We start from the raw sequence: 20,969 nt of genomic DNA, 5'->3' as shown, positions 1-20,969 counted from the left end.
GCCGGATCCTTGATCCGGCCGATGGTTGGCTCAGCGCGGCGTGGTCGCCGTCCCCGTGGTGCTCGTGCCGGTCGTGGCACCCGCGCCGGGCATCGTGCCGGTTGTAGTTCCATTCGACCCACTCATAGTGCCGGTCGCACCGGTAGTAGCGCCGGTCATGCCACCGGAGGTTCCGGCCGTGGTGCCGGTGGTGCCGCCCATCGTACCGGTAGTGCTGCCCATGATTCCGGTCGTGCCCGCCGTGCCGGTCGAGTCCACACCCGTGCTACCCGACATCGTCCCGTCGACTCCAGTGGTGCTGCCCGACGTGGTGCCGTCGACACCAGTCGAAGTGCTGCCCGTCGAGCGCGTCGTGGCGGAGCCGCGACGGGTGGAGGAACGGCGGGTCGAGCGGGTGGTCGTCCGCGGAGCGGTAGTCGTGGTCTGCGTGCTGGTGTCGACGCCGGTCTGACCCATCGCGCCGGACGCGCCGGTCGCCGTGCCCATGCTGCCGCCAGACGTGCCGCCGGTGGATACCTGCGCGGAAGCCGCACCGGCCGAAAGTAGAACGGTCGCAGCGGCGCCAATGAGATACTTGTTCATGTCGTAAGCTCCTGAAAAGACTTGCACCGACTAACGCAATGAGCCGGCGCCTGTTCCCTCCGTCAGCCGCATTGAGCGCGATGAAGCAACGCCTGGTCTGCCAATACCAGTGCCATCATGGCCTCCACCACCGGCACGCCGCGGATGCCGACGCACGGGTCGTGGCGCCCTTTGGTGGCGATCGTGGTCGCCTCGCCGTCGCGCGAGATGGTCTCGACCGGGGTCAGGATCGAGCTGGTCGGCTTGAATGCGACGCGCAGGCGGATCGGTTGCCCGGTCGCAATCCCGCCCGCGATGCCGCCTGCATGGTTGGAGAGGAAGGCGGGGCCGCCGGCGCCCGGCCGCATCGGGTCGGCATTGCCCTCACCCGAGTTCGCCGCCGCGGCGAAGCCAGCGCCGATCTCGACGCCCTTGACGGCGTTGATGGACATGGCGGCGGCGGCGAGTTCGGCGTCGAGCTTGGCATAGAGCGGCGCACCCCAGCCTGCGGGGACCCCCGTAGCCTCGCAGGTCAAGACGGCGCCGAGCGACGACCCCGCTTTGCGCGCGCGATCGACCAGCGTTTCCCACCGGACAGCGGCGGCGGCGTCGGGACAAAAGAAGGGATTGGCGTCGATCTGCGCGTCGTCGAACGCTTGCGCGTCGATCGGGTCGCCGCCGATCGCCTCCACCCAGGCGCGGATTTGGACCTGCGGGATGATCAGCCGCGCGACCGCCCCCGCCGCCACCCGCGACGCCGTCTCGCGCGCCGACGATCGGCCGCCGCCGCGCGGGTCGCGAAGACCGTATTTGGCGTCATAAGCATAGTCGGCGTGACCTGGGCGATATGCTTGCGCTACTTCCGAATAGTCCTTCGACCGCTGGTCGACATTGTCGATCATCAGGCTGATCGGCGTGCCCGTCGTCCGACCTTCGAACACACCCGAAAGGATGCGGACATGGTCGGGCTCCTGTCGCTGCGTCGTGAAGCGCGATTGGCCGGGGCGGCGCTTGTCGAGCCAAGGCTGGATGTCGGCCTCGCTCAGCGCGATTCCGGGCGGGCAGCCATCGACCACTGCACCGATCGCCAACCCGTGCGACTCACCCCAGGTGGTGAAGCGAAAGACGCGGCCGAAGCTGTTCCAGCTCACGAAACATCACTCCGATTCGCGGGGCTAAGTTCTCGAACTTCACGGTACGCCACCGTGGGAACGGGTCTCCCCCGCGCGTCGGAGGTGCGAAGAAGGTATTTAGACGTGCACGTCATTGCTCGTTCCTGCCAGAACGCGTGCGCGTAGAAGAGAGTCACACCAGCGCAATGTCAGGGGCGTCCTCCGCCTTCATCCCGATGACGTTGTAGCCGGCGTCGACATGGTGGGTCTCGCCGGTGACGCCGCTCGCGAGGTCGCTGAGCAGGTACAGGCCGGCCCCGCCGACATCCTCGATCGTGACGTTGCGCTTGAGCGGCGAGTTTAGCTCGTTCCACTTCAGGATCAGGCGGAAGTCGCCGATCCCGCTCGCCGCCAGCGTCTTTATCGGCCCGGCCGAGATCGCATTGACCCGGATGCCGTCACGGCCAAGGTCTACGGCGAGGTACTGTACGCTGGTCTCCAGCGCCGCTTTCGCCACGCCCATGACGTTGTAATGCGGGATGACCTTTTCCGCGCCGTAATAGCTGAGCGTCAACAGAGCGCCACCCGGCGTCATCATCCGCGCCGCCCGCTGCGCCACCGCGACGAAACTGAAGACGCTGATGTTCATCGTCGTCAGGAAGTTGTCGAGACTGGTGTCAACATAGCGGCCGCGCAGCTCGTTCTTGTCGGAAAAGCCGATGGCGTGAACGAGGAAATCGATCTGCGGCCACTCCTCCGCCAACGCGTCGAAGGTGCGATCCAGTTCGGCCATGTCTGACACGTCGCAATCGAACAGCCGCGCTGTACCCAGCTGCTCGGCGAGCGGACGCACGCGCTTTTCCATCACTTCGCCCTGGTAGCTAAAGGCCAGCTCCGCGCCGGCCTCGCTCAGCTTTTGCGCGATGCCCCAGGCGAGGCTCTTGTCGTTGGCGAGCCCCATCACGAGCCCGCGCTTGCCCTGCATCAATCCGTTCACTTGGCCACCCCTGCCGCCCGGTCCTCGACCGCTTGGGCCGCGTCGCCGCCTTCTAGCGTCGCCTGCCGTGGTTCCGCCAGCGCCGCGTTCAGATGTGCGCCGAACACGAAGCCCAAGCCCACCAGCCAGAAGAAAGTCAGCATCACGACGACGCCCGCGAGGCTGCCATAAGTCGCGCCATACCCGCCGAGCAGCGACAGCACCGCCGGCAGCAGCGTCGTGATCGTGACCCACCACACGGCGGTAAACAGCGCGCCGGGCCATTTACGGCTGGAAGTACGCCGGTACTTGGCAGGCGTGCAGAGATAAAACAGCAGGTAGAGCGCTCCGAACAGGAACGCACCGGGGATCAGCCGTGCCAGTCCGAGCCAGCCGATCGCATCCTGTGCCCCGGGGACCAGGTGATAGATGAACTGTTCCGCGCCGGTCATGAGGCCCTGAACCAGAAACGACACCATGGTGAGCACGACCGCGGCGATGATCGCTCCCGACGCTGCGAGACGGGCGCGCCAGAAAGGAGCCGACGCCTTCGTTCCATATGCACGCCGAAACATGTCACGGATCGTCTCGACGAAGCTGGATACGCTCCACAGCGACACCAATCCGGCGATCCACAGCAACATGCCGGTTCGAGCGGAGATCACATCGACAATCGGCTTACGCAGAAGCTCCGCCGATTCGCGCGGCAGCGTAGCCAGGAACGATACTACGGCGCGTTGCGCGTTCGCGTCCTGACCGAATACCGAAAGGATGGCGGCGGCGACGATGAAGAAGGGGAACAGCGTCAGCAGCGCCATGTATGCAAGGTTACCGGCATAGATGAACCCGTCGTTGAACACCCCCAGCCCGGCACGCTTGAGGATTTCCAGAACCGCCTGACTGGGCTGAAGCCGGCCGAGTTCACGTCGGAACCTGCCGTGCTGGTTGGCCCGATCCTCAGGCGTCAGCGCGGGGGCGATCTCACTGGTAGTCACGCGCCCCTAGACGCCCAGGAAGGCGCGGGGGTTCCCGTCACGCCCATCCCAATCAGCGACGAACCGCTCCAGCGCCGCGTCGTCGGCCGGCACCTGCACCATCAGCGTCACCAGTTGATCGCCGCGTTCGCCGCCCTTCCGCGGCCATCCCTTGCCCTTCAATCGCAAGGTCCGACCCGAGGACGCCCCCTTGGGAATGGTCAGCATCACCGGCTTGTCGACGGTTGGTGCCTTGACCTGGCCGCCCTGGATCGCCTCGGCGAGGCTGATCGGCAGGTCGAGGCGGATGTCGTCGCCTTCGCGGACGAAGAAGCGGTGCGGCTGTACCTCGATGGTGACGATCGCGTCGCCCGCGCCGCCCGGTCCAGCCTCGCCCTTGCCGGCGAGCCGCATCTGCGTGCCCGTCTCGACGCCGGCGGGTAGCTTGATGTCGATCGCGCCGTCGGGAAGCTGGACGCGCTGCGGCGCCAACGTCGCAGCGTCGGCGAAGGGGACGCGCAGGCTGTAGGCGATGTTGGCGCCCTTGGCGGCGGGGCGGCGGCCAAAGCCCGAGGAGAAGCCGCCGCCGCCAGCACCTCCGCGACCGCCGAACAGCCCCTCGAAGATGTCGCCCATGTCCGCCGAGTCGCCGCCGAACTCATAGCCCTGCGACCGGAAGCCGCCACCCGCCCCGCCGGGTCGCGGCCCGCCCGCCCCGCCATAGCCGAACGGCGCGGCGGGGTTGCCGTCGCCGTCGATCTCGCCCCGGTCGAAGCGCGCGCGCTTGTCCTTGTCGCTGAGCAGGTCGTACGCCGAAGTGACCTGGCTGAAGCGCTCCGACGCCTTGGGATTGTCCTTGTTGCGGTCGGGGTGCAGCTCCTTGGCGAGCTTGCGATAAGCCTTCTTGATGTCGGGCTCGGTCGCGCCCCTCGCCACCCCCAGCGTCTGATACGGATCGGCCACTGATGAACCCCACTCGGTGTGTTGGTCGGCTATGTAGGTACATGCGGGCGCAACGCAATCGCCCGGCCGCGCGTTCGACCGGCCGAGGAGAAGCATCATGGCGGAAGAGCGGGACGGCGTCGAGGACGCGCCGGGCAAGACGGCGGGTGGCGGCGAGAGCGATGGTGGCGCCTATCCCAACCCGTCCACCGGTCACGGCAAGGACCATGGCGGCTTCATGGGCCATGGCGGGCAGAGCGAGCAGGACTATTCGGGCACCGGCGAAGGCGCGGGCGACGACGACAAGGACGTCGGCAACGTCAACGCGGTGACGGGGAAGAGCTGACGTTCTTCAGCCCCCCCTTTCCGCCTCCCCGGCATTGAACTGGGGTCGCACTGCCTCGACTAGCCCGAAAGATTGAGGCGGGATCCCGGCTCGAAGCCGGGATGATGTGACACTACGACCGAGTCGGCTCATCCTGCGGCGCCACATCGACGCTGACGTCCATCCGTTGCGCGCTCGACCCAAGCACGACCCCATCGACCGGCGCGATCTCGCCATAGTCGCGGCCGATCGCGACGACGATATGGTCGCTCGCCATCCAGATGCCGTTGGTGGGATCGAGTCCGACCCAGCCATGCACGGGTCCGCACCACAGCAGCACCCAGGCATGCGTCGCGTCCGCGCCGACCAGCCGCGGTCGGCCGGGCGGCGGCAGCGTGCGGATGTAGCCGGACGCATAAGCGGCGGGGAGACCGGCGGCGCGCAGCCCCGTAATCATGATCTGCGCGAAGTCCTGGCAGACGCCGCGCCGCTTCGCGAACGCCTCGGCCGGGCTGGTGTCGACCAGCGTCGCCTCGGCATCGAAGGCGAACTCTCGCTGGATACGCCGCGCGAGCGCGATCCCCGCCTTCAGCACGCCGCGTTCCGGCGAAAGATCGGGCGCGCACCAGTCGGCGATGGCGCGATCGAGCGGGATCAGCGGCGACGGATAGAGGTAACTCGCCGGGCATGCCGGGGAGAGATCGCGGCTCTCCCGCGCCAGCCGTGCGATGTCGGCCAGCGTGGGATCGTCGGCGGCGGGCACCGGTACGCGACGGTCGACCGAGACGCGCGCGCGGCTCTCGATCGAGAGGTGGCGGACCGGCTCCTCGACCGTCAGCCGGGTAACGTTCGCCAGCCCCGCCTCAGCATGGGCGGGGGTGAGGTGACCGGCGGGTTCCACCGTCAGCGCATAGTCGAGCAGCTGCTGGCCGGGCCAGTCGACGGGTTTCAGCCGCAGGTTGCAGCGCGCGAACTTGACGGACGTGCCGTAGTCGAAACGGGTGACGTGGCGGATGTCGTAGATCATGCAAACCATCCCCGGCGCGGGGAGGGAGACCGCGGGCGCGAATCGGCGGTGGTGGAGGAGACTCGCCACGGGTGTAGCGCTCGCGGGACACCCCCTCCGTTACGCGGCTGCGCCGCGCGCCACCTCCCCGTGCCGGAGAGGATCTGCTCGCTGCGGCTCATGCCAGCGTCAGCCCGCTTGCCCGCAACGGCTCCGCGCCTTGCAGAAAGTACCGCCGCGCTACCTCCTCTGAAAGCGTACCCAGACGTCGCTCGACATCGCCGAGCACATCCGCGTCCAGCCTCGCCGCCGTCGCGGTCGCCAGCGTCGCCGCCAGCGCGATCGCGACAACCTGTTGCGGCTCCGCCATGCCGTCGTCGGTCAGCACCGGCAGCTCGCGGAGCCGCTCGGTCGCGCAGCGGACCTGATAGGCGAGCGAGCGCGGGTTGTTGCCGTCAAGCGCCACCAGATCGACGACGGGCACACGGGCGAGGCCGGTCGGATAGCGCTGGCGATAGGTGATCTGGCTGTCGGCGAGGTCGAGCAGCGTCGATAGGTCGTCGCTCGACGCCCCGGCGCCCGCGCCCGGCGCCATCCCGAACAGCCGCGTCGCGCGCGCCATCCCCATGCCGCGCTCGATGCGGCGACCGAGATCGAGGAACCGCCACGAGTCCGTCCGCACCATGTGCTCCGCCGCCAGCCCCGACAGCGCGGCGTAGCGGCGCTGGAGCGAGCCGGCGCGGTCGAGCAGGCCGGGCGCCCTCGGGAACGGGGCATCCAGCAGGCGGATCACGTCGGACGACAGCCGGTCGCGCGCGCCCGCGCCGATCGCGCGGGCCTGCGCGTTGATCCAGGCGATCGACGCCCCCGCCTCGTCCTCCATCGCGGCGCGCGTAAAGGCGGTGAGCTGCGCGCGTGACAGGCCCGGCGGATGCGGCGCCGCACCCGCGCCGACGATCAGCCCCACCAGCCGCCCGACGGTGGCGGGCGCGAGCGCGGCACCGCCGTCGGCGTCGATCGAATGGCCGAGCAGCAACCGGATCGCGCCGAGCAACGCTTCGCCGCGCTCCAAATAGCGGCCCAGCCAGAAGAAATTGTCGGCGACGCGGCTGGGCAGCGTGCCCGGATTGCGGCGGATCTGCAGCGTGTCGGGGGGCGGCAGCAGCGATTCTGGCGACTGCGGCTCCGGACCGTGGACGACGACGTCGGCGGACCAGCTGCCCTCCCCCAGCGCCAGCGCCCGCGCATCCGCCGCCGCGCCGATCCGCGCGAAGCCTCCGGGCAGCACCGTCCAGCGATCGTCCGGCCCGCGCGCCGCAAACACGCGCAAGGTGAACGGCCGCGCCTCCAGCATGTCACCGATCACCACCGGCATGGTCGACAGCCGCACCATCTCCTGCCCGACATAATCCTGAGGTCGCCGGGTCATGTCCTCCAGCAGCGCGGCGCGCGCCACGCCGGTCAGTTCTGCGCCCGCGACCGGCCGGCCGTCGGGCAGGCCGAGCGGCGAAGCGGTGAAGGCGGGCGCGATCACCAGCCGGTTGAGATCGCGCTCTACGCGCGTGCGCTCTCGGTCCTGCCCGCACCACCAAGTCGCGATATTGTGGAGCCTGAGCGGCTCGCCGGTGAGTTCTTCCGCGAGGCCGGGGAGGAACGCCGCCCAGGCCCGCGGCTCCAGCACGCCGGCACCGGGCGCATTCGACAGCACGACATTGCCCGCCGCCCAGGCGTCGATCAGCCCCGGCACGCCGATCTGCGAGTGGGTGTCGAAGGCGAGCGGATCGAGCAGCCGCGCGTCGATCCGTCGCCACAGCGCGTCGATGCGCTTCAGTCCGCCGATGGTGCGGACGTAGAGTTGGCCGTCAAGCGCGGCGAGATCGGCGCCCTCGACCAGCAGCAGCCCGAGATAGCGTGCGAGGTGCGCCTGCTCGGCGTAGCTGGGACTGTAGCGGCCCGGCGTCAGCAGCCCGATACGCGGATCGGCACGGCGGCACATCGCCGCCAGCCCCGCGCGCAACGCGGCGAAGAAGGGCGCATGACGGCGGACGTTGAGCCGGTCCTGCAACCCGCCCAGCGTCCGGCTGACCGCGAGCCGGTTCTCCAGCGCGAACCCGGCGCCGGCGGGCGCGCGGAGGTGGTCGGCGAGCACGCGCCACTCGCCGTCGGGCCCGCGCGCGAGGTCGAACGCGACGACGTGGAGGTGGCGGCCGCTCTCAGGCAGCAGGTTGACGGCGACGCGCGAAAAGGCGGGACTGCCCGCAACCAGCGCGGCGGGCACGCGGCCGTCGGCGACGAGGCGTTGCGCGCCGTAGAGGTCGGCGAGCACCGCCTCCAGCAACCCGGCGCGCTGCGCGACGCCGGCGGCGATCATGTCCCACTCGTCGGCGGCGATCAGCAGCGGCACGGGCGACACCGGCCAGGGCCGCTCGTCCGGCTCACCCGTGATGCGGAAGCCCACGCCGATGTCGGCGGCATGGCGCCGCACGCGCTCGCGGGCGTGCGCGAGATCGTCGGAGGCCACCGCGGCGAGTTCCTCGAACATCGCGGTCCACGCCGGGTCGGAGGAAGAGGCGAGGACGTCGTCCTCGCCGCCGCGATAGCCGGCGAGCCAACGCCGCGCATGGTCGGCGGCGGTGAAGAGCGGGGCGGTGGCCATGCCGGGCGCAGGGACACGATTTGGCGGAAGGGGGCAAGCGTGATTCCCTCTCCCTTCAGGGAAGAGGGAAGTGCCTCTACAAATCCGGCAACACCTGGTCCGCGACGCCCCAGCCCTGCAACCCGCGCCCGTTCGCGCGCGCCAGCAACTCGGCCGCGTCCCGCACGCCCCAGCGGTGCGCGCTGTCGAGGTCGCGCAACTCGGTCCAGCTTACCGGTGCCGCCACCGGCGCCCCGGCGCGCGCCCGCGCGGCATAGGGCATGATCGCGGTGCTGCCTCGGCCGTTGCGGAGATAGTCGATGAAGATCTTCCCAGTCCGCTTCGCCTTGGTCATCACCGCGACGAAGCGGTCGGGCTCCGCCTGCGCCAGCGCGCGGGCGAAGCGTTCGGCGAAGTCGCGGACGGCGGGCCATTCCGCCTGCGGCTTGAGCGGCACAACGACGTGGACGCCCTTGCCGCCGGACAGCAGCGGGAAGCTGGTCAGCCCCAATTCGGCGAGTTGGTTGCGGAGGTGCTCGGCCGCGCGCTTGGTATCGGCGAAGTCGAGGCCTTCATCGGGGTCGAGGTCGAAAACGAGGCGGTCGGGCCTCTCCAATGCGTCGACGCGGCTGCCCCAGCCGTGGAATTCGATCGTCCCCATCTGCACGCACGCGACGAGGCCATCGGCGGTGTCGACGTAGAGATAGTCCTCGTCATGCCCGTCCTTCTCGCGGACGGGGACGTGGTGGACCCATTCGCCGAAGGTGCCGGCGTCGTGCTTCTGAAAGAAGCATTTCTTGCCGCGCCCCTGCGGGCAGCGGACCAGACTGACGGGGCGATGGCCGGCCCAAGGCAGCATCGCTGGCGCGACGGCCGCGTAATAATCGGCGAGCTCGCCCTTGGTGACATCCGAATCGGGGAAGATCAGACGATCTCGGTTGGAGACCTTGACCGCGCTGGCCGGCGCGGCGGGGGCGGGCTCGCGCACCTCGGCGACGACCTCGGCCGCCTCCTTGTCGCCGCGCAGGCCGAGGAAACTGGAGTGACGGAGCAAGTTGTCGGGGGTGACCTCGGCGAACGCGATCTCGGCGACCAGTTCCGGCTTCACCCAATGCGCGCCGCGGACGTGGATGCGCGGCGCCTGAACGGTGGGCGTGTCCTGCGCGAGCGTGGCAAGGCGCGCGGTAAGGTCGTCCATCAGCGCCTGATCGAAGCCGGTGCCGACCTTGCCGGTATAGACCAGCCCGTCCGGCCCGTTCACCCCGAGCAGCAAAGCCTTGAACCCCCGTTTCTTGTCGGACGGAGTCCAGCCGACGATCACGAACTCCTGCCGCCGCGTGCATTTCGCCTTGAGCCACGCCTTGGTGCGACCGGCGCGATAGGGCGCGTCGGCGCGCTTGGAGACGACGCCCTCCAGCCCCTCCGCGCACATCCGCTGGAGCAGCGGTTCGCCGGGGCCGAGGATGTGTTCGGCGAATTGCAGGCGCTCGTCGGACCCGATCAACGGGCGGAGCCGCTCCTTGCGCTCCACGGTGGCGAGGCCGGTCAGGTCGATGCCGTCGAGCTGGAGCAGGTCGAAGGCAAAGCAGGTCATGTCGCCACCGCTGCCGATCGCGTCCTTCAGTGTCGAGAAGTCGGGGCGCCCGTCCTTGAACGCCACGATCTCGCCGTCGATCAGCGCCGACGCGACGGGCAGCGCGGCGGCGGCCTCGGCGACGCCGGCGAACTTGTTGGTCCAGTCGAGGCCGGAGCGGGTGAAGACCTTCGCCTTTCCACCGCCGATCGCGATCAGTGCGCGGTAGCCGTCGTATTTGACCTCGTGCAGCCAGCCGTTGCCGGTGGGGACGGTGTCGACGAGCGTGCAGAGCTGGGGGTCGGCGAAGGCGGGCATTTTCTTCGATCCCCCGCGCTTGCGGGGAGGGGAACCGCCGCGCTCTTGCGCGGGGGTGGAGGGGGTGGGCGGCGAGCGCTCCGCTTGAAGAGAGCCCCCTCCCTCAGGCGCTTTGCGCCTGCCACCTCCCCGTGCCGAGGAGGATTTCATCTCCTGCGCCACCTTACCGGCGGCGATCTCTTCCATTGTGCGGCCGGTGGACACGCTGGTCAGCGCCGTCTCGGTCAGCACGTCGGTGCCGCCGGCGTCCGCGTCGTCCAGCTTGCGGAGCAGCCAGTTCTCGCTCTTCTCCTTGCCGCGCGGCTTGAGACGGATCATCAGCCACTCGCCCTTCATCCGCTCGCCGTCGAGCGTGAAGTGGAGGTGGCCTTCCGCCAGCGTCTTGACCGGGTCCTTGCGCGGATCGGGCGTCCAGCTGCCACGATCCCACAGCATCACCGTGCCGCCGCCATACTGCCCCTTGGGGATCGTGCCCTCGAAGGTGGCATAAGAGAGCGGGTGATCCTCGGTCCGCACCGCCAGCCGCTTTTCGCCGGGATCGAGGCTGGGCCCGCGCGTCACCGCCCAGCTCTTGAGCACGCCGTCCAGTTCGAGCCGGAAATCCCAGTGCAGCCGCGTCGCGTCGTGCTTCTGGACCATGAAGCTGCGGCCGTTGCCGGGGGCGAACTTGCCCGCCGGCTCGGCGGTCTGCGAGAAGTCGCGCTTGGCGTTGTATCTGGCGAGGGGGTCGTCGGCCACCGGCGTCAGGCCCGCTTGCGCGCCGCCGGCTTCTTCGCGGGCGCGGGGTCGGACTTCGGCTCGGCGGCGGGCTTTTTGGCGGCGGGCTTTCTCGCCGTCGACTTCTTCTCCGGCACCGGCTTGTCATCATTGGCTGCGGCAGCCCCGCCCTTCTCCATCGACTTCTTGAGCGCCGCCATCAGGTCGACGACATTGCCGCCCGACCGACCGCCGCCGGTATCCTTGTCCTCGATGATCTTCTCGCCATGCGCCTTGCGTTTGCGCTCGACCAGATCCTTGAGCGCATCGACATAGCGGTCGTGGAACTCCTTGGGATCGAACGCGGCGGTCTTGCGGTCGATCAGCGTGGTAGCGAGATCGAGCAGCTCCGGATCGGGCTTGGAGTCGGGGATCTCACGGAAGTAATTCTGCGCCTTGTTGACCTCGTCGGCATAGCGCAGCGTCTCCAGCACCATGCCGCGCCCGCACGGCTTCAGGCTGACGACATATTCCCGCCCACGCAGCGCGAGCTGGCCGAGCCCGACCTTCTTGGACCGCCGCAGCGCCTCGCGCAACACGATGAACGCCTCCTCCGCCAAGTCGTCGGCGGGCACGACGAAATACGGCTTTTCGTAGTAGAGGACGTCGATTTCCGACTGATCGACGAACTGCGTCAGCTCCAGCGTCTTCTTCGACTCTAGCTTGACCGCGTCGATCTCGTCCTGTTCGAGCAGGACGTATTCGCCCTTCGCGACCTCATAGCCCTTGACGATCTCGCCGACGTCGACCGGGCCGACGCCGGGCACGACCTTTTCGTAGTGGATCGGCTGGCCGGTCGGCTCGTGGATCTGCTTGAAGCTGATCGACGCACCGGACTTGGTCGCTGAATGAATCTCGACCGGGATCGAGACCAGCGCCAGCCTGATCTGCCCTTGCCAATATGCGCGTGCGGCCATGCGGAAAGCGCCCTTCTGAGCAAGCATCGTTGCGAAGGCGATTCAATCCATGGCGGGGCGAGTCGTTCCCCGACTGATTGGGGCCTATACGGCGGGCTTCGCCGCCTTGTTGCACTTGGCCAGGTCCTCGGCCGCCATCTCCCCACCCGCGCCGGAGTAGGATGCGACCGCGCCCGCCGCTTTGGCCAACTCACGACAACCGCGCGCGTCGCCCAGCCGGGCGTTGCTCGCCGGGCCGGTGCAGCTAACGCCCGTGCAGGTCCAGGTCGCGGCCGAGCTGCTGACCCGCAGCGGCGCGGCGAGCGGCGCGGTTAGCGTCGCGCGGACCGGCACCGGTTCGGCCGCAATCGCGGCTTGGCCCAGCATTGCGATTACGGCGACGGCGGCGAAGGTCGTGCGAGTCATGGCGGTGCTCTTTTCCGGTTCGCCCGACGCCGGTGCCGGCCATTCGGCCGATCCACATCGAACAAGTTGCTGATTGCAACCCGCAATAGATGACATACATCATTTGGCAAGCGCCGCCGTCTGGCGCAGGCGCGGTACGGCAATTAAGAGGGCTCGACATGACGGATCCCCTCGCCCTCTTCGACGCCTGGTATGCGGAGGCGAAGACGTCGGAGCCCAACGATCCTAACGCGATGGCCTTGGCAACCACCGATGCGGCCGCTCGGCCGTCGGTGCGAATGGTGCTGCTCAAGGGCCATGGCCCCGACGGGTTCGTGTTCTACACTAACCGCGAGGGCCGCAAGGCGGGCGACCTTGCCGCCAACGCGCAGGCCGCGCTGCTCTTCCACTGGAAATCGCTGCGGCGGCAGGTCCGGGTCGAGGGGCCGGTGACGCACGTCACCGATGCCGAATCGGACGTCTATTTCGCCTCGCGCAGTCGCGATTCGCAGCTGGGCGCCTGGGCGTCGGACCAGTCGCGGCCGTTGGACTCGCGCGCGACGTTCGAGGCACGATTCGCGGCGATGCAGGCGCGGTTCGAGGGCAGCGACGTGCCTCGGCCGCCGCACTGGGGCGGCTATCGAGTCGCGCCGGACGCGATCGAGTTTTGGCAGGATCGCGCCTTTCGCCTGCACGAGCGGCGCGTCTTCGCCCGTACCGGCGATGCGTGGACCGAAGGAATGCTGTTCCCATGACCAACGACGAACGCCGTCGCGTCATCCCGCTCGCGATCCGCGCGGCGCTGGCCAGCGTCGCGATGGCGCTGGGGCTGCTCGCGCTCAAGGGCTTCGCGGCGTGGCACACCGGCTCGGTGGCGATGTTGGGCAGCCTCGCCGACACCGGGCTGGACCTGCTCGCCAGCCTGGTGACGCTGTACGGCGTCAAGCTCGCGGCCGAGCCCGCCGATCACGACCACCGTTTCGGCCACGGCAAGGCGGAGGCGCTGGCAGCGCTGTTCCAGGTCGGCCTCATTACCGCGTCGGCAGTCGGCATCGGCTGGCGCGCGATCGCCGCGTTCGGCAGCGATGCGCCGACGCACGACGCGGAGTTCGGCATCGGCGTATCGATCGCCGCCATCGCCGCCACCGCCGTGCTGCTCTGGTATCAGCGCCATATCATTCGCCAGACCGGTTCGGTCGCGATCATGGCCGACAACGTCCACTATCAGTCGGACGTGTTGCTCAACGGCTCGGTCATCGTCGCATTGATACTCGACCAGTGGTTCGGGTGGCGCAGCGCGGATCCGCTGTTCGGCATCGCCATCGCGCTATGGCTCGCCTGGAACGCGTTTCGCGCGTCGACCAACGCGATCGACCAACTGATGGACAAGGAATGGCCCGAGGATCAGCGCGCTGCATTTCTGGACGTCGCGGCGCGGCAGCCGGGGCTGAAGGGCATCCACGATTTCCGAACCCGCCGCGCCGGGACGCACGACTTCGCGCAATTCCACATGGAGGTGGCGAGCGACCTGACGGTCCACGACGCGCACGACATCGTCGAGAACGTCGAGGCGGCGCTGAAGCGGACCTTTCCCAAGGTCGAGGTGCTGATCCACCTCGACCCGGAGGGTCATGTCGACACCGACAACCCGCTGGTCGAGGCCGACGTCACCCCGCACTGGTTCGCGAAACGCCTTTGAGAATTCCCTTCGCGCAGATCGACGCATTCGCCAATGCGCCGTTCGCGGGTAATCCGGCGGCGGTGATGCCGCTGAGCGCGTGGCTCGACGACGCGGTGCTGCAGGCGATCGCGGCGGAGAACAACCTCAGCGAGACCGCCTTCCTGATCCCCGACGACAGCGGTGAAGCGGACTTCGAGCTGCGCTGGTTCACCCCGGCGGCCGAGGTGGCGCTGTGCGGCCATGCGACGCTGGCGAGCGGTCATTTCGTGCTGACCTCCGGTGAGCCGCGCGACCGGGTGACGTTCCGGACGCGGCAGGCGGGTGTGCTGAGCGTCGTGCGAGTGGACGACGGTTACGCGCTAGCGCTGCCCGCCTGGGCACCGGCGCCGCGTGATCTGGCGCAGGTCGCGGCGACGCTGGGCGTGGCGGCGCCGGTCGCGACGTTGTGGCATGACAAAGGCTACGCGCTGATCGTCGCGGCCGACGCCGCGGCGGTGCGTGCGCTGGACCCGTCGCCCGCGGACCTGGCGAGCCTCGACCCGATGGTCGCGGTCGTTACCGCGCCGGGCGACGCGGCGTCGGGGAGCGACATCGTCAGCCGCGTCTTCACGCCGGGCTATGGCATCCACGAAGACCCGGTGACCGGCTCCGCCCATGCGGTCAGCGTGCCCTATTGGGCGGACCGACTGGGGCGCGACACCTTCACCGCCTATCAGGCGAGCGCACGCGGCGGGCGACTGACGTGCCGGCTGGAGAGCGACCGGGTGGTGCTCGGCGGCCAGTGCGTGACCGTGATTGAGGGCACCTTCCTGTTGCCGTAAGTTCCTCCCCGCTCGCGGGGCGGTGGCGCGGGCGTAGCGTGGGACGGTAGGGGCTACCGCAAGCGTCGCACTGGCGGTGAGCCCCCTCCCCCACTCGCTGTGCGAGCGGTCACCTCCCCGTGCCGGGGAGGATTCAGCGGTGAAGCTGGCCCGCGATAATCCCGCCGATCGCGGCATGGACGCGCCCGATCTCGCCCTCGCGCGTGTTGCCGAGCCGCACCACCACCAGTCGCGCTTCGGGCACGACGACGACGTGCTGGCCGAGATGTCCTTCCGCCGAATAGGCAGTCTGCGGCGCGCCGGGGTACATCACCGGCTTGCCCTGCGATTCCGGCCGATTGAGCCAGATCTGCGCGCCGTAATTGCCCGACGTCGTTGCTGGGTGACGCATCGTGTCGAGCCAGGCGGGAGCGATCACCTGCGCGCCGGTCGGTCCCTTGCCGTCGATCAGCAACTGCCCGAGCCGACCCCAGTCGTCGAGCGTCATGTAGATCAGCGACCCGCCGATCTGCGTTCCCGCGCCGTCGAATTCCATGACCGCGCTGGCGATCCCGGCGGGGGCGAACAGCCGGTCGTGCGCGAACCTGCGATAGGCGAGTGCCCGAATGCGTGGGTCGCGGCTGGGCGTCAGCGTGCGCGTCACGATCTCCGCCAGCAGCAGCGAGGTCAGCGAGCTGTATTCGTATCTGGTCCCCGGTGGCACCGCCAGCGGCTGCGCCATCGCGGCGGCGGCCATGTTCTGCGTGCCCGAGACGAACAGTACCTGATTGGTGTCGGACGCCTCGATCGGATCGCCGACCTCCGTATGGCGCAGCCCCGAGGACATGGTGAGCAGCTGCCGCAGCGTAATCCGTGCGCGCGGATCGCCTGCGCCATGCCACTCGGCGAACGGCGCGGGCGCGTCTAGTTGCAGGCGGCCGTCGGTGACCAGCGCGCCGATCAGGATGCCGGTGATCGTCTTCGCCATCGACCAGCTGATGAAGCGGTTCGCGTCCGAATAGCCTGGGGCGTAGCGCTTCTCTACCACCCGCCCGTCGCGCAGCAGCAACGTCGCACGCGTGTCCCCCTGCGCGGGCGCGAACAGCGGTGCGAGCGGATCGCTCGGCTGAGCCGACCCGCCGGTGGCGGCAAGGAAGGCGAGAGCGATCAGGCTAGGCAGGCGCATGGCGACAGCTTAGGCTGCCGCGCCATGAGGGCAAGGCGGATCGCGTTGGCAGTCGTGGTGGTCCTGGCGGCGGTCGGGGTCGGCGGCTGGCTGTACGTCCGGTCGCTGACGCCCAAGCTGGAACTCGGCGTCGGCTATGCGGCGCGCGTGGCGTGCGGGTGCCGCTATATGGGCAACCGGCCGCTCGGCAGCTGCTATAAGGATTTCGAGCCGGGGATGGAGCAGATCCGGCTGAGCGAAGACCCCCGCGCCAGGACGGTCACCGCCTATGTCCCGCTGATCGCGCGGCGGACGGTGCGCTACGATCCGGTGCTCGGCTGTCAGCCCGAGCCGTATCGCGGCAAGTCCTTGCCGGTTCACTAGGCGGCGAGCAGCGCCGCTTCGGTGCTCTCGATCCAGCCGCCGCCGAGCACGCGGTCGCCCGCGTACAGTACCGCCGCCTGACCCGGTGCGACCCCATATTCCGGCGCGTCGAACGTCAACTGTTCGCCGTCGAAGCGTGCCGGCACCGGCTTGGCGAGCGAGCGGACCTTGGCGGTGAGCGCGCCGTCGGCCCCCTCCCCCAGCCAGTTCACGCCCGTCAGCCGCGCCGCCGCGACCGCCAGCGCCGTGCGCGGGCCGACCACCACGCGGCGGTGCTCGGGTTCCAGCCGGACGACGTACAGCGGCTCGCCCCCACCCCCGCCGAGATCCAGTCCGCGCCGCTGGCCGACCGTGTAATGGATCAGCCCGCGATGCTCGCCCAATCGCTGGCCGGCGAGGTCGACGATCGCGCCGCCCGCATCGGCCTGCGGGCGCAGCTTTCGCACCAGCCCCGCATAGTCGCCGTCGGGCACGAAGCAGATGTCCTGGCTGTCGGCCTTCCCCGCGACGCCCAGCCCCAGCTCGGCGGCGATCTCACGCACCCGCGCCTTGGGCAGCGCGCCCAGCGGGAAGCGCAGATAGTCGAGCTGCGCGCGTGTCGTCGCGAACAGGAAATAGCTCTGGTCGCGCGCCGGGTCGGCACCGCGATACAGCTCCGCCCCGTACTGGCCGACGACCCTTTGGACGTAATGCCCGGTCGCCAGGCAATCGGCGCCGAGTTCGCGCGCGGTCTGGAGCAGGTCGGTGAACTTCGGCCCCATGTTGCACTGGACGCACGGGATCGGCGTGCGTCCCGCCAGATACTCGTCGGCGAAGGTATCGATGACCGTCTCGCGGAACCGCGACTCGTGGTCGAAGACATAATGGGCGATGCCGAGCCGGTCACACACCTCGCGGGCGTCACGGATGTCGCGCCCGGCACAGCACGAGCCGGCGCGGCCTACCGCCTCGCCATGGTCATAGAGCTGGAGCGTGACGCCGATCGTCTCCGCGCCCGTCGCATGCGCCAACGCCGCGACGACCGACGAATCGACGCCGCCCGACATCGCCACGACGATGCGCTTGCCCGCAAGATCGGGTCCGAGCTGAAAATCGACGGCGTCCATCACGCGGGCCCATAGGCCACGCCAGCCTCGCGTAAAAGCGGGCGAGCCGGATGCGGCGGTAACTAAGGTCAACGAAGCCTTGCGCGCCACTTTACCCGCTCTTCACGCCGTCGGCGCTAGGCGCAGGGTTCCGGTAACCGCGTAGGCGCTCCTTTCACCTTGGACCTGCATTTCTCTCCGTTCGATCGCGCGCACGAGGTCACCCAACTGCCCGGCGATCTGGCCGTGCTGATGGTGGGACTGGCCGAGCGGCAGTCCGCGAGCGCGACGGCGTGCGTGCAGGCACGGCTGTGGGCGGCGGCCGACCCGGCACTGTTTCGACCACTCCACGGCGCGTTCAACGGCGCGATGGCGACGACGATGGCCGGCTGGGCAAAGGAGTGAAGACGCTGTTTACCTTGCCGTTTCAGGTGATCTTCAAGGGCGGCAACTATTTGCCGGTGCCGACGAACACAGACGGGGCAGTCGCCCCGACGAGGCTTTGACCATGGAACATCAGAAGATCCGTCCCGCGAAGGTGATCGGGCCGCTCGGCGAGCCGCTGACGCTCGACTCGCTGCCGCCGCCGCAGACGACGCGATGGGTCGTGCGCCGCAAGGCGGAGGTGGTCGCGGCCGTGAACGGCGGGCTGCTCTCGGTCGACGAGGTGTGCGATCGCTACAGCCTGACGGTCGAGGAGTTCGCCGGTTGGCAGCGCGCGATCGACCGCTCCGGTATGCCCGGCCTTCGCGTCACGCGCATCCAGCATTACCGCACGCTGTACGAACGGCAGCACAAATACTGACGGCCTGATGTTGCGAACCGTTGCTGAAGCGGAACAGAATCGGCCGACCGTTAGTCTTGCCTCCACGACCCGGCGCGTGTGGCCGGTAACGGGAGGCGAACATGATCAATTTCATCATCTGGCTCATTCTGGGCGGCATCATCGGCTGGCTGGCGAGCATCGTGATGCGGACCGACGCACAGCAGGGTGCTTTCCTGAACATCGTCGTCGGCGTCGTCGGTTCGTTCATCGGCGGATTCGTGCTGCGTAGTTTCGGCAAGATCAACAACAACGATTTCTCGATCTCGTCGCTGTTCGCCGCCTTCGTCGGCGCGATCATCCTGCTCGCGATCGTCAACCTGGTCCGCCGCGGCAGCGTCAGGTAACCTGACGGCCCGCATCAAGGATCTGGCCCGCGCCGGGAGACCGGCGCGGGCTTTTTCGTAAGCGCTCAGTCGAGCAGGAAGCGCACGCTGATTGTCACGCTTAGATCCTTCTCGCCGGCCGCGATCTGCGTGTCGGCCTGTGGTGCGGCCGCGACGCGCGCGTACATGATCGGCGGACGCGGCGAGCCGGCATCGACGGACCCCTCGCCAATCGAGACGATCCGGCGGACGTGCAGCCCCGCCGCCTTGGCATAAAGCTCCGCCCGCGCCCGTGCCTTGGCGACCGCGTCGACCCGTGCCTCGTCGAGTGCCGCGTCCGGCTGATCGACCGTCAGGTCGGGGCCATCGATCTGGTTGGCGCCGGCCGCGACCAGGGCGTCCAGGATGCGGCCCGCGCGTGCGATGGCGCGAAAGCGGATGGCGACGCTGTTGGTCGCCTGGTAGCCGGTTACGACCGGCGGCTGATTCTCGACATAGCGGTATTGCGGGCTCAGCTCGACCTGCGCCGTTGCGATGTCGCGCGGGGCGACGCCCGCCTTCTTCAATGCCTCCATGACGCGCGCCATGCGACCGGCCTGATCGGCCACTGCAGCGGCGGCGGTCGGCGCCTGCGCGACGACGCCGGCGCGGATCGTCGCGACGTCGGGCACGCGCGATACCCTACCGGTGGCGCTGACGTCCAGGATCGTGCCGGCGACAGGCACCGACTCGATGGTCTGAGCCGTCGCCGGCGTCATCGCCAAGAGCATGGGCGTCAGAAAGACGGGGACGGCAAGCGGAAGGATCGGTCGCATCGGTACTCCTTTTCAGTAGTCGTCGGGTCTGCGTACCCACGCCCCTGACCGGTGCAAGCGCAATACCGGCTGAACGCCCCCGCCGGCTCCGGTTCATTTCGGGTGCGGTTGATGCGAGCGGGGCTTGAGCGCGGTGCTATATTTCTCTAATACAGCGATCAAGCGACATAGGTCGCGACCTGGGGGCAACGAGCAAGTCAATGAGCCACGAGTCGGCACCTTACGACCACGAACCCCTTCTCCTGCCCGGCGACGCGGGTCCGTCGCGGCGCAATCGCCGACTGGCGGTGATCGCCGGCATCGTCGTGGTGCTGGTCGCGTTGTTCCTGGTCTTCGGCCGGAGCGGCAAGCCCACGCAGCCGGTCGGGCCGGTCGCCGAACAGGCGCCGCCCGTCACCGTGGTTTCGCCCGGACGTCAGGTCGTCGATCGCCTTATCAACGCCAACGGCTCGCTGGCCGCGCGCCGCGAGCTGCCCGTCGGCATCGCCGGCGAGGGCGGACGCGTGACGCGCGTGCTGGTCGAGCCGGGCCAGTGGGTCGCGGCCGGCGAGGTGCTCGCCACGCTCGATCGTTCCGTCCAGACGCAGACCGCCGACAGCCTCGCCGCGCAGATCCGGGTCGCACAGGCCGATGCCACGCTGGCCCAGGCGCAGCTCGACCGCGCCAAGCAGTTGGTCGCCAATGGCTTCGTCAGCCGCGCGGACATCGAGACCCGGACCGCGACCCGCGATGCCGCCGCCGCGCGAGTCCGCGTCGCCCAAGCGCAATTGGGGCAACAGCGCGCCGCCACCGGCCGGCTGGACATCCGGGCGCCAGCCGCCGGGCTGGTGCTGACGCGTCAGGTCGAGCCCGGCCAGGTCGTGGGCGCGGGCTCCGGCGTGCTGTTCCGCATGGCGCAGGGCGGCGAGATGGAGATGCGCGCGACGCTGGCGGAAAGCGATCTCGCCGGCCTGCACGTCGGCGTGCGCGCGACGGTGACGCCGGTCGGCTCCACCGCCAGCTTCCCAGGTACGGTATGGCAGGTGTCACCCGTGATCGATCCGCAGACCCGCCAGGGCGTGGCGCGCATCCAGCTACGCTACGACCCGGCGCTGCGGCCCGGCGGCTTCGCGTCGGCGGCGATCGTCGGCGGCGCCAGCACGGTGCCGCTGCTTCCCGAATCGGCGGTGCAGAGCGATCGCGGCACCAACTACGTCTACATCGTCGGCCCCGACGACCGCGCCGCCAAGCGCACGATCAAGGTGGGCGAGGTCACCGATCAGGGCGTGTCGATCGTCGACGGGCTGAACGGCACCGAACGGGTGGTGGTCGCCGCCGGCGCCTTCCTGTCGCCCGGCCAGAAGGTAAAACCCGTGCTACAGACCCCCGCCCCCGTTTCCGCCCGAAACCCGAGCTGACGCTTCGAAAGACA

22 protein-coding genes are annotated in these 20,969 nt (G+C 69.1%); 10 read left to right on the top strand and 12 right to left on the bottom strand.

Annotation, left to right across the window (positions count from 1 at the left end; translation table 11 throughout):
- Positions 1-25 precede the first annotated feature (25 nt).
- Complete coding sequence (locus tag ACOFKS_RS01420) at positions 26-451, top strand: hypothetical protein (protein WP_419807456.1); 426 nt, start codon at positions 26-28, stop codon at positions 449-451.
- A 193-nt stretch (positions 452-644) separates the two neighbouring features.
- Here ACOFKS_RS01420 and aroC read toward each other — a convergent pair whose 3' ends face one another.
- From aroC to ACOFKS_RS01400, 4 genes are all read right to left on the bottom strand, one after another.
- Positions 645-1,712: a chorismate synthase gene (aroC, locus tag ACOFKS_RS01415; protein WP_419807455.1), complete on the bottom strand. Its 1,068-nt coding sequence runs from the start codon at positions 1,710-1,712 to the stop codon at positions 645-647.
- 154 nt (positions 1,713-1,866) lie between these two features.
- Positions 1,867-2,670 (bottom strand): enoyl-ACP reductase FabI, encoded by an 804-nt coding sequence (gene fabI / locus ACOFKS_RS01410; RefSeq protein WP_419807454.1) that lies wholly within the window; start codon positions 2,668-2,670, stop codon positions 1,867-1,869.
- Positions 2,667-3,644: a YihY/virulence factor BrkB family protein gene (locus tag ACOFKS_RS01405; protein ID WP_419807453.1), complete on the bottom strand. Its 978-nt coding sequence runs from the start codon at positions 3,642-3,644 to the stop codon at positions 2,667-2,669. The genes fabI and ACOFKS_RS01405 overlap by 4 nt, the downstream gene beginning before the upstream one ends.
- Positions 3,645-3,650: 6 nt before the next feature.
- Positions 3,651-4,586 (bottom strand): DnaJ C-terminal domain-containing protein, encoded by a 936-nt coding sequence (locus ACOFKS_RS01400; protein WP_419807452.1) that lies wholly within the window; start codon positions 4,584-4,586, stop codon positions 3,651-3,653.
- A 97-nt stretch (positions 4,587-4,683) separates the two neighbouring features.
- Between ACOFKS_RS01400 and ACOFKS_RS01395 the strand changes: the two genes are divergently transcribed.
- A complete protein-coding gene (locus ACOFKS_RS01395) occupies positions 4,684-4,911 on the top strand; it encodes a hypothetical protein (RefSeq protein ID WP_419807451.1) in 228 nt (75 codons plus the stop codon).
- Positions 4,912-5,023: 112 nt separating this feature from the next.
- On the opposite strand, the gene ACOFKS_RS01390 is transcribed toward ACOFKS_RS01395, so the two are convergent.
- From ACOFKS_RS01390 to ACOFKS_RS01370, 5 genes are all read right to left on the bottom strand, one after another.
- Entirely contained in the window at positions 5,024-5,917 is an 894-nt protein-coding gene (locus ACOFKS_RS01390; RefSeq protein ID WP_419807450.1) for a transglutaminase family protein, read from the bottom strand.
- Between the two features lie 157 nt (positions 5,918-6,074).
- Positions 6,075-8,552 carry a circularly permuted type 2 ATP-grasp protein gene (locus ACOFKS_RS01385; RefSeq protein WP_419807449.1) on the bottom strand — a complete coding sequence of 826 codons (2,478 nt, stop codon included), beginning with the start codon at positions 8,550-8,552 and terminating at the stop codon, positions 6,075-6,077.
- A 76-nt stretch (positions 8,553-8,628) separates the two neighbouring features.
- Complete coding sequence (ligD, locus tag ACOFKS_RS01380; protein WP_419807448.1) at positions 8,629-11,160, bottom strand: DNA ligase D; 2,532 nt, start codon at positions 11,158-11,160, stop codon at positions 8,629-8,631.
- A gap of 5 nt (positions 11,161-11,165) precedes the next feature.
- A complete protein-coding gene (locus ACOFKS_RS01375) occupies positions 11,166-12,095 on the bottom strand; it encodes a Ku protein (protein WP_419807447.1) in 930 nt (309 codons plus the stop codon).
- 84 nt (positions 12,096-12,179) lie between these two features.
- Positions 12,180-12,500 carry a CC_3452 family protein gene (locus ACOFKS_RS01370; RefSeq protein ID WP_419807446.1) on the bottom strand — a complete coding sequence of 107 codons (321 nt, stop codon included), beginning with the start codon at positions 12,498-12,500 and terminating at the stop codon, positions 12,180-12,182.
- Between the two features lie 158 nt (positions 12,501-12,658).
- Between ACOFKS_RS01370 and pdxH the strand changes: the two genes are divergently transcribed.
- From pdxH to ACOFKS_RS01355, 3 genes are read left to right on the top strand one after another with little or no spacing between them, the layout of a single operon-like run.
- On the top strand, positions 12,659-13,234 hold the full coding sequence (pdxH, locus tag ACOFKS_RS01365; RefSeq protein WP_419807445.1) for a pyridoxamine 5'-phosphate oxidase: 576 nt from the start codon (positions 12,659-12,661) through the stop codon (positions 13,232-13,234).
- Positions 13,231-14,178 (top strand): cation diffusion facilitator family transporter, encoded by a 948-nt coding sequence (locus ACOFKS_RS01360; protein ID WP_419807444.1) that lies wholly within the window; start codon positions 13,231-13,233, stop codon positions 14,176-14,178. Before pdxH ends, ACOFKS_RS01360 begins: the two co-directional genes overlap by 4 nt.
- A complete protein-coding gene (locus tag ACOFKS_RS01355) occupies positions 14,175-14,981 on the top strand; it encodes a PhzF family phenazine biosynthesis protein (protein ID WP_419807443.1) in 807 nt (268 codons plus the stop codon). The genes ACOFKS_RS01360 and ACOFKS_RS01355 overlap by 4 nt, the downstream gene beginning before the upstream one ends.
- Before the next feature lie 133 nt (positions 14,982-15,114).
- Here ACOFKS_RS01355 and ACOFKS_RS01350 read toward each other — a convergent pair whose 3' ends face one another.
- Positions 15,115-16,146, bottom strand: coding sequence for a serine hydrolase domain-containing protein (locus ACOFKS_RS01350; protein WP_419807442.1), 1,032 nt, complete (start codon positions 16,144-16,146; stop codon positions 15,115-15,117).
- A 45-nt stretch (positions 16,147-16,191) separates the two neighbouring features.
- On the opposite strand from ACOFKS_RS01350, the gene ACOFKS_RS01345 reads away from it, so the two are divergent.
- Positions 16,192-16,509, top strand: coding sequence for a hypothetical protein (locus ACOFKS_RS01345; protein ID WP_419807441.1), 318 nt, complete (start codon positions 16,192-16,194; stop codon positions 16,507-16,509).
- On the opposite strand, the gene mnmA is transcribed toward ACOFKS_RS01345, so the two are convergent.
- Positions 16,506-17,615: a tRNA 2-thiouridine(34) synthase MnmA gene (gene mnmA, locus ACOFKS_RS01340; protein WP_419807440.1), complete on the bottom strand. Its 1,110-nt coding sequence runs from the start codon at positions 17,613-17,615 to the stop codon at positions 16,506-16,508. The genes ACOFKS_RS01345 and mnmA overlap by 4 nt on opposite strands.
- Before the next feature lie 159 nt (positions 17,616-17,774).
- On the opposite strand from mnmA, the gene ACOFKS_RS01335 reads away from it, so the two are divergent.
- The 3 genes from ACOFKS_RS01335 (at position 17,775) to ACOFKS_RS01325 (ending at position 18,764) form a co-directional block, all read left to right on the top strand.
- Entirely contained in the window at positions 17,775-17,999 is a 225-nt protein-coding gene (locus ACOFKS_RS01335) for a hypothetical protein (RefSeq protein ID WP_419807439.1), read from the top strand.
- A gap of 103 nt (positions 18,000-18,102) precedes the next feature.
- Complete coding sequence (locus ACOFKS_RS01330; protein ID WP_419807438.1) at positions 18,103-18,399, top strand: DUF1153 domain-containing protein; 297 nt, start codon at positions 18,103-18,105, stop codon at positions 18,397-18,399.
- 104 nt (positions 18,400-18,503) lie between these two features.
- Positions 18,504-18,764, top strand: a complete 261-nt coding sequence (locus tag ACOFKS_RS01325) for a GlsB/YeaQ/YmgE family stress response membrane protein (RefSeq protein ID WP_419807536.1) — start codon at positions 18,504-18,506, stop codon at positions 18,762-18,764.
- Between the two features lie 65 nt (positions 18,765-18,829).
- Here ACOFKS_RS01325 and ACOFKS_RS01320 read toward each other — a convergent pair whose 3' ends face one another.
- Positions 18,830-19,558: an SIMPL domain-containing protein gene (locus tag ACOFKS_RS01320; RefSeq protein ID WP_419807437.1), complete on the bottom strand. Its 729-nt coding sequence runs from the start codon at positions 19,556-19,558 to the stop codon at positions 18,830-18,832.
- A 200-nt stretch (positions 19,559-19,758) separates the two neighbouring features.
- Between ACOFKS_RS01320 and ACOFKS_RS01315 the strand changes: the two genes are divergently transcribed.
- The gene (locus tag ACOFKS_RS01315; RefSeq protein WP_419807436.1) at positions 19,759-20,955 is read left to right on the top strand and encodes an efflux RND transporter periplasmic adaptor subunit; all 1,197 of its coding nucleotides are present in this window, start codon (positions 19,759-19,761) and stop codon (positions 20,953-20,955) included.
- Positions 20,956-20,969: the final 14 nt, after the last annotated feature.

It is taken from the genome of Sphingomonas sp. (assembly GCF_965200135.1).
Taxonomy (GTDB): Bacteria; Pseudomonadota; Alphaproteobacteria; order Sphingomonadales; family Sphingomonadaceae; genus Sphingomonas.
The sequence above is the reverse complement of the archived record's forward strand: the minus strand, read 5'-3'. Positions and strand labels throughout refer to the sequence as shown.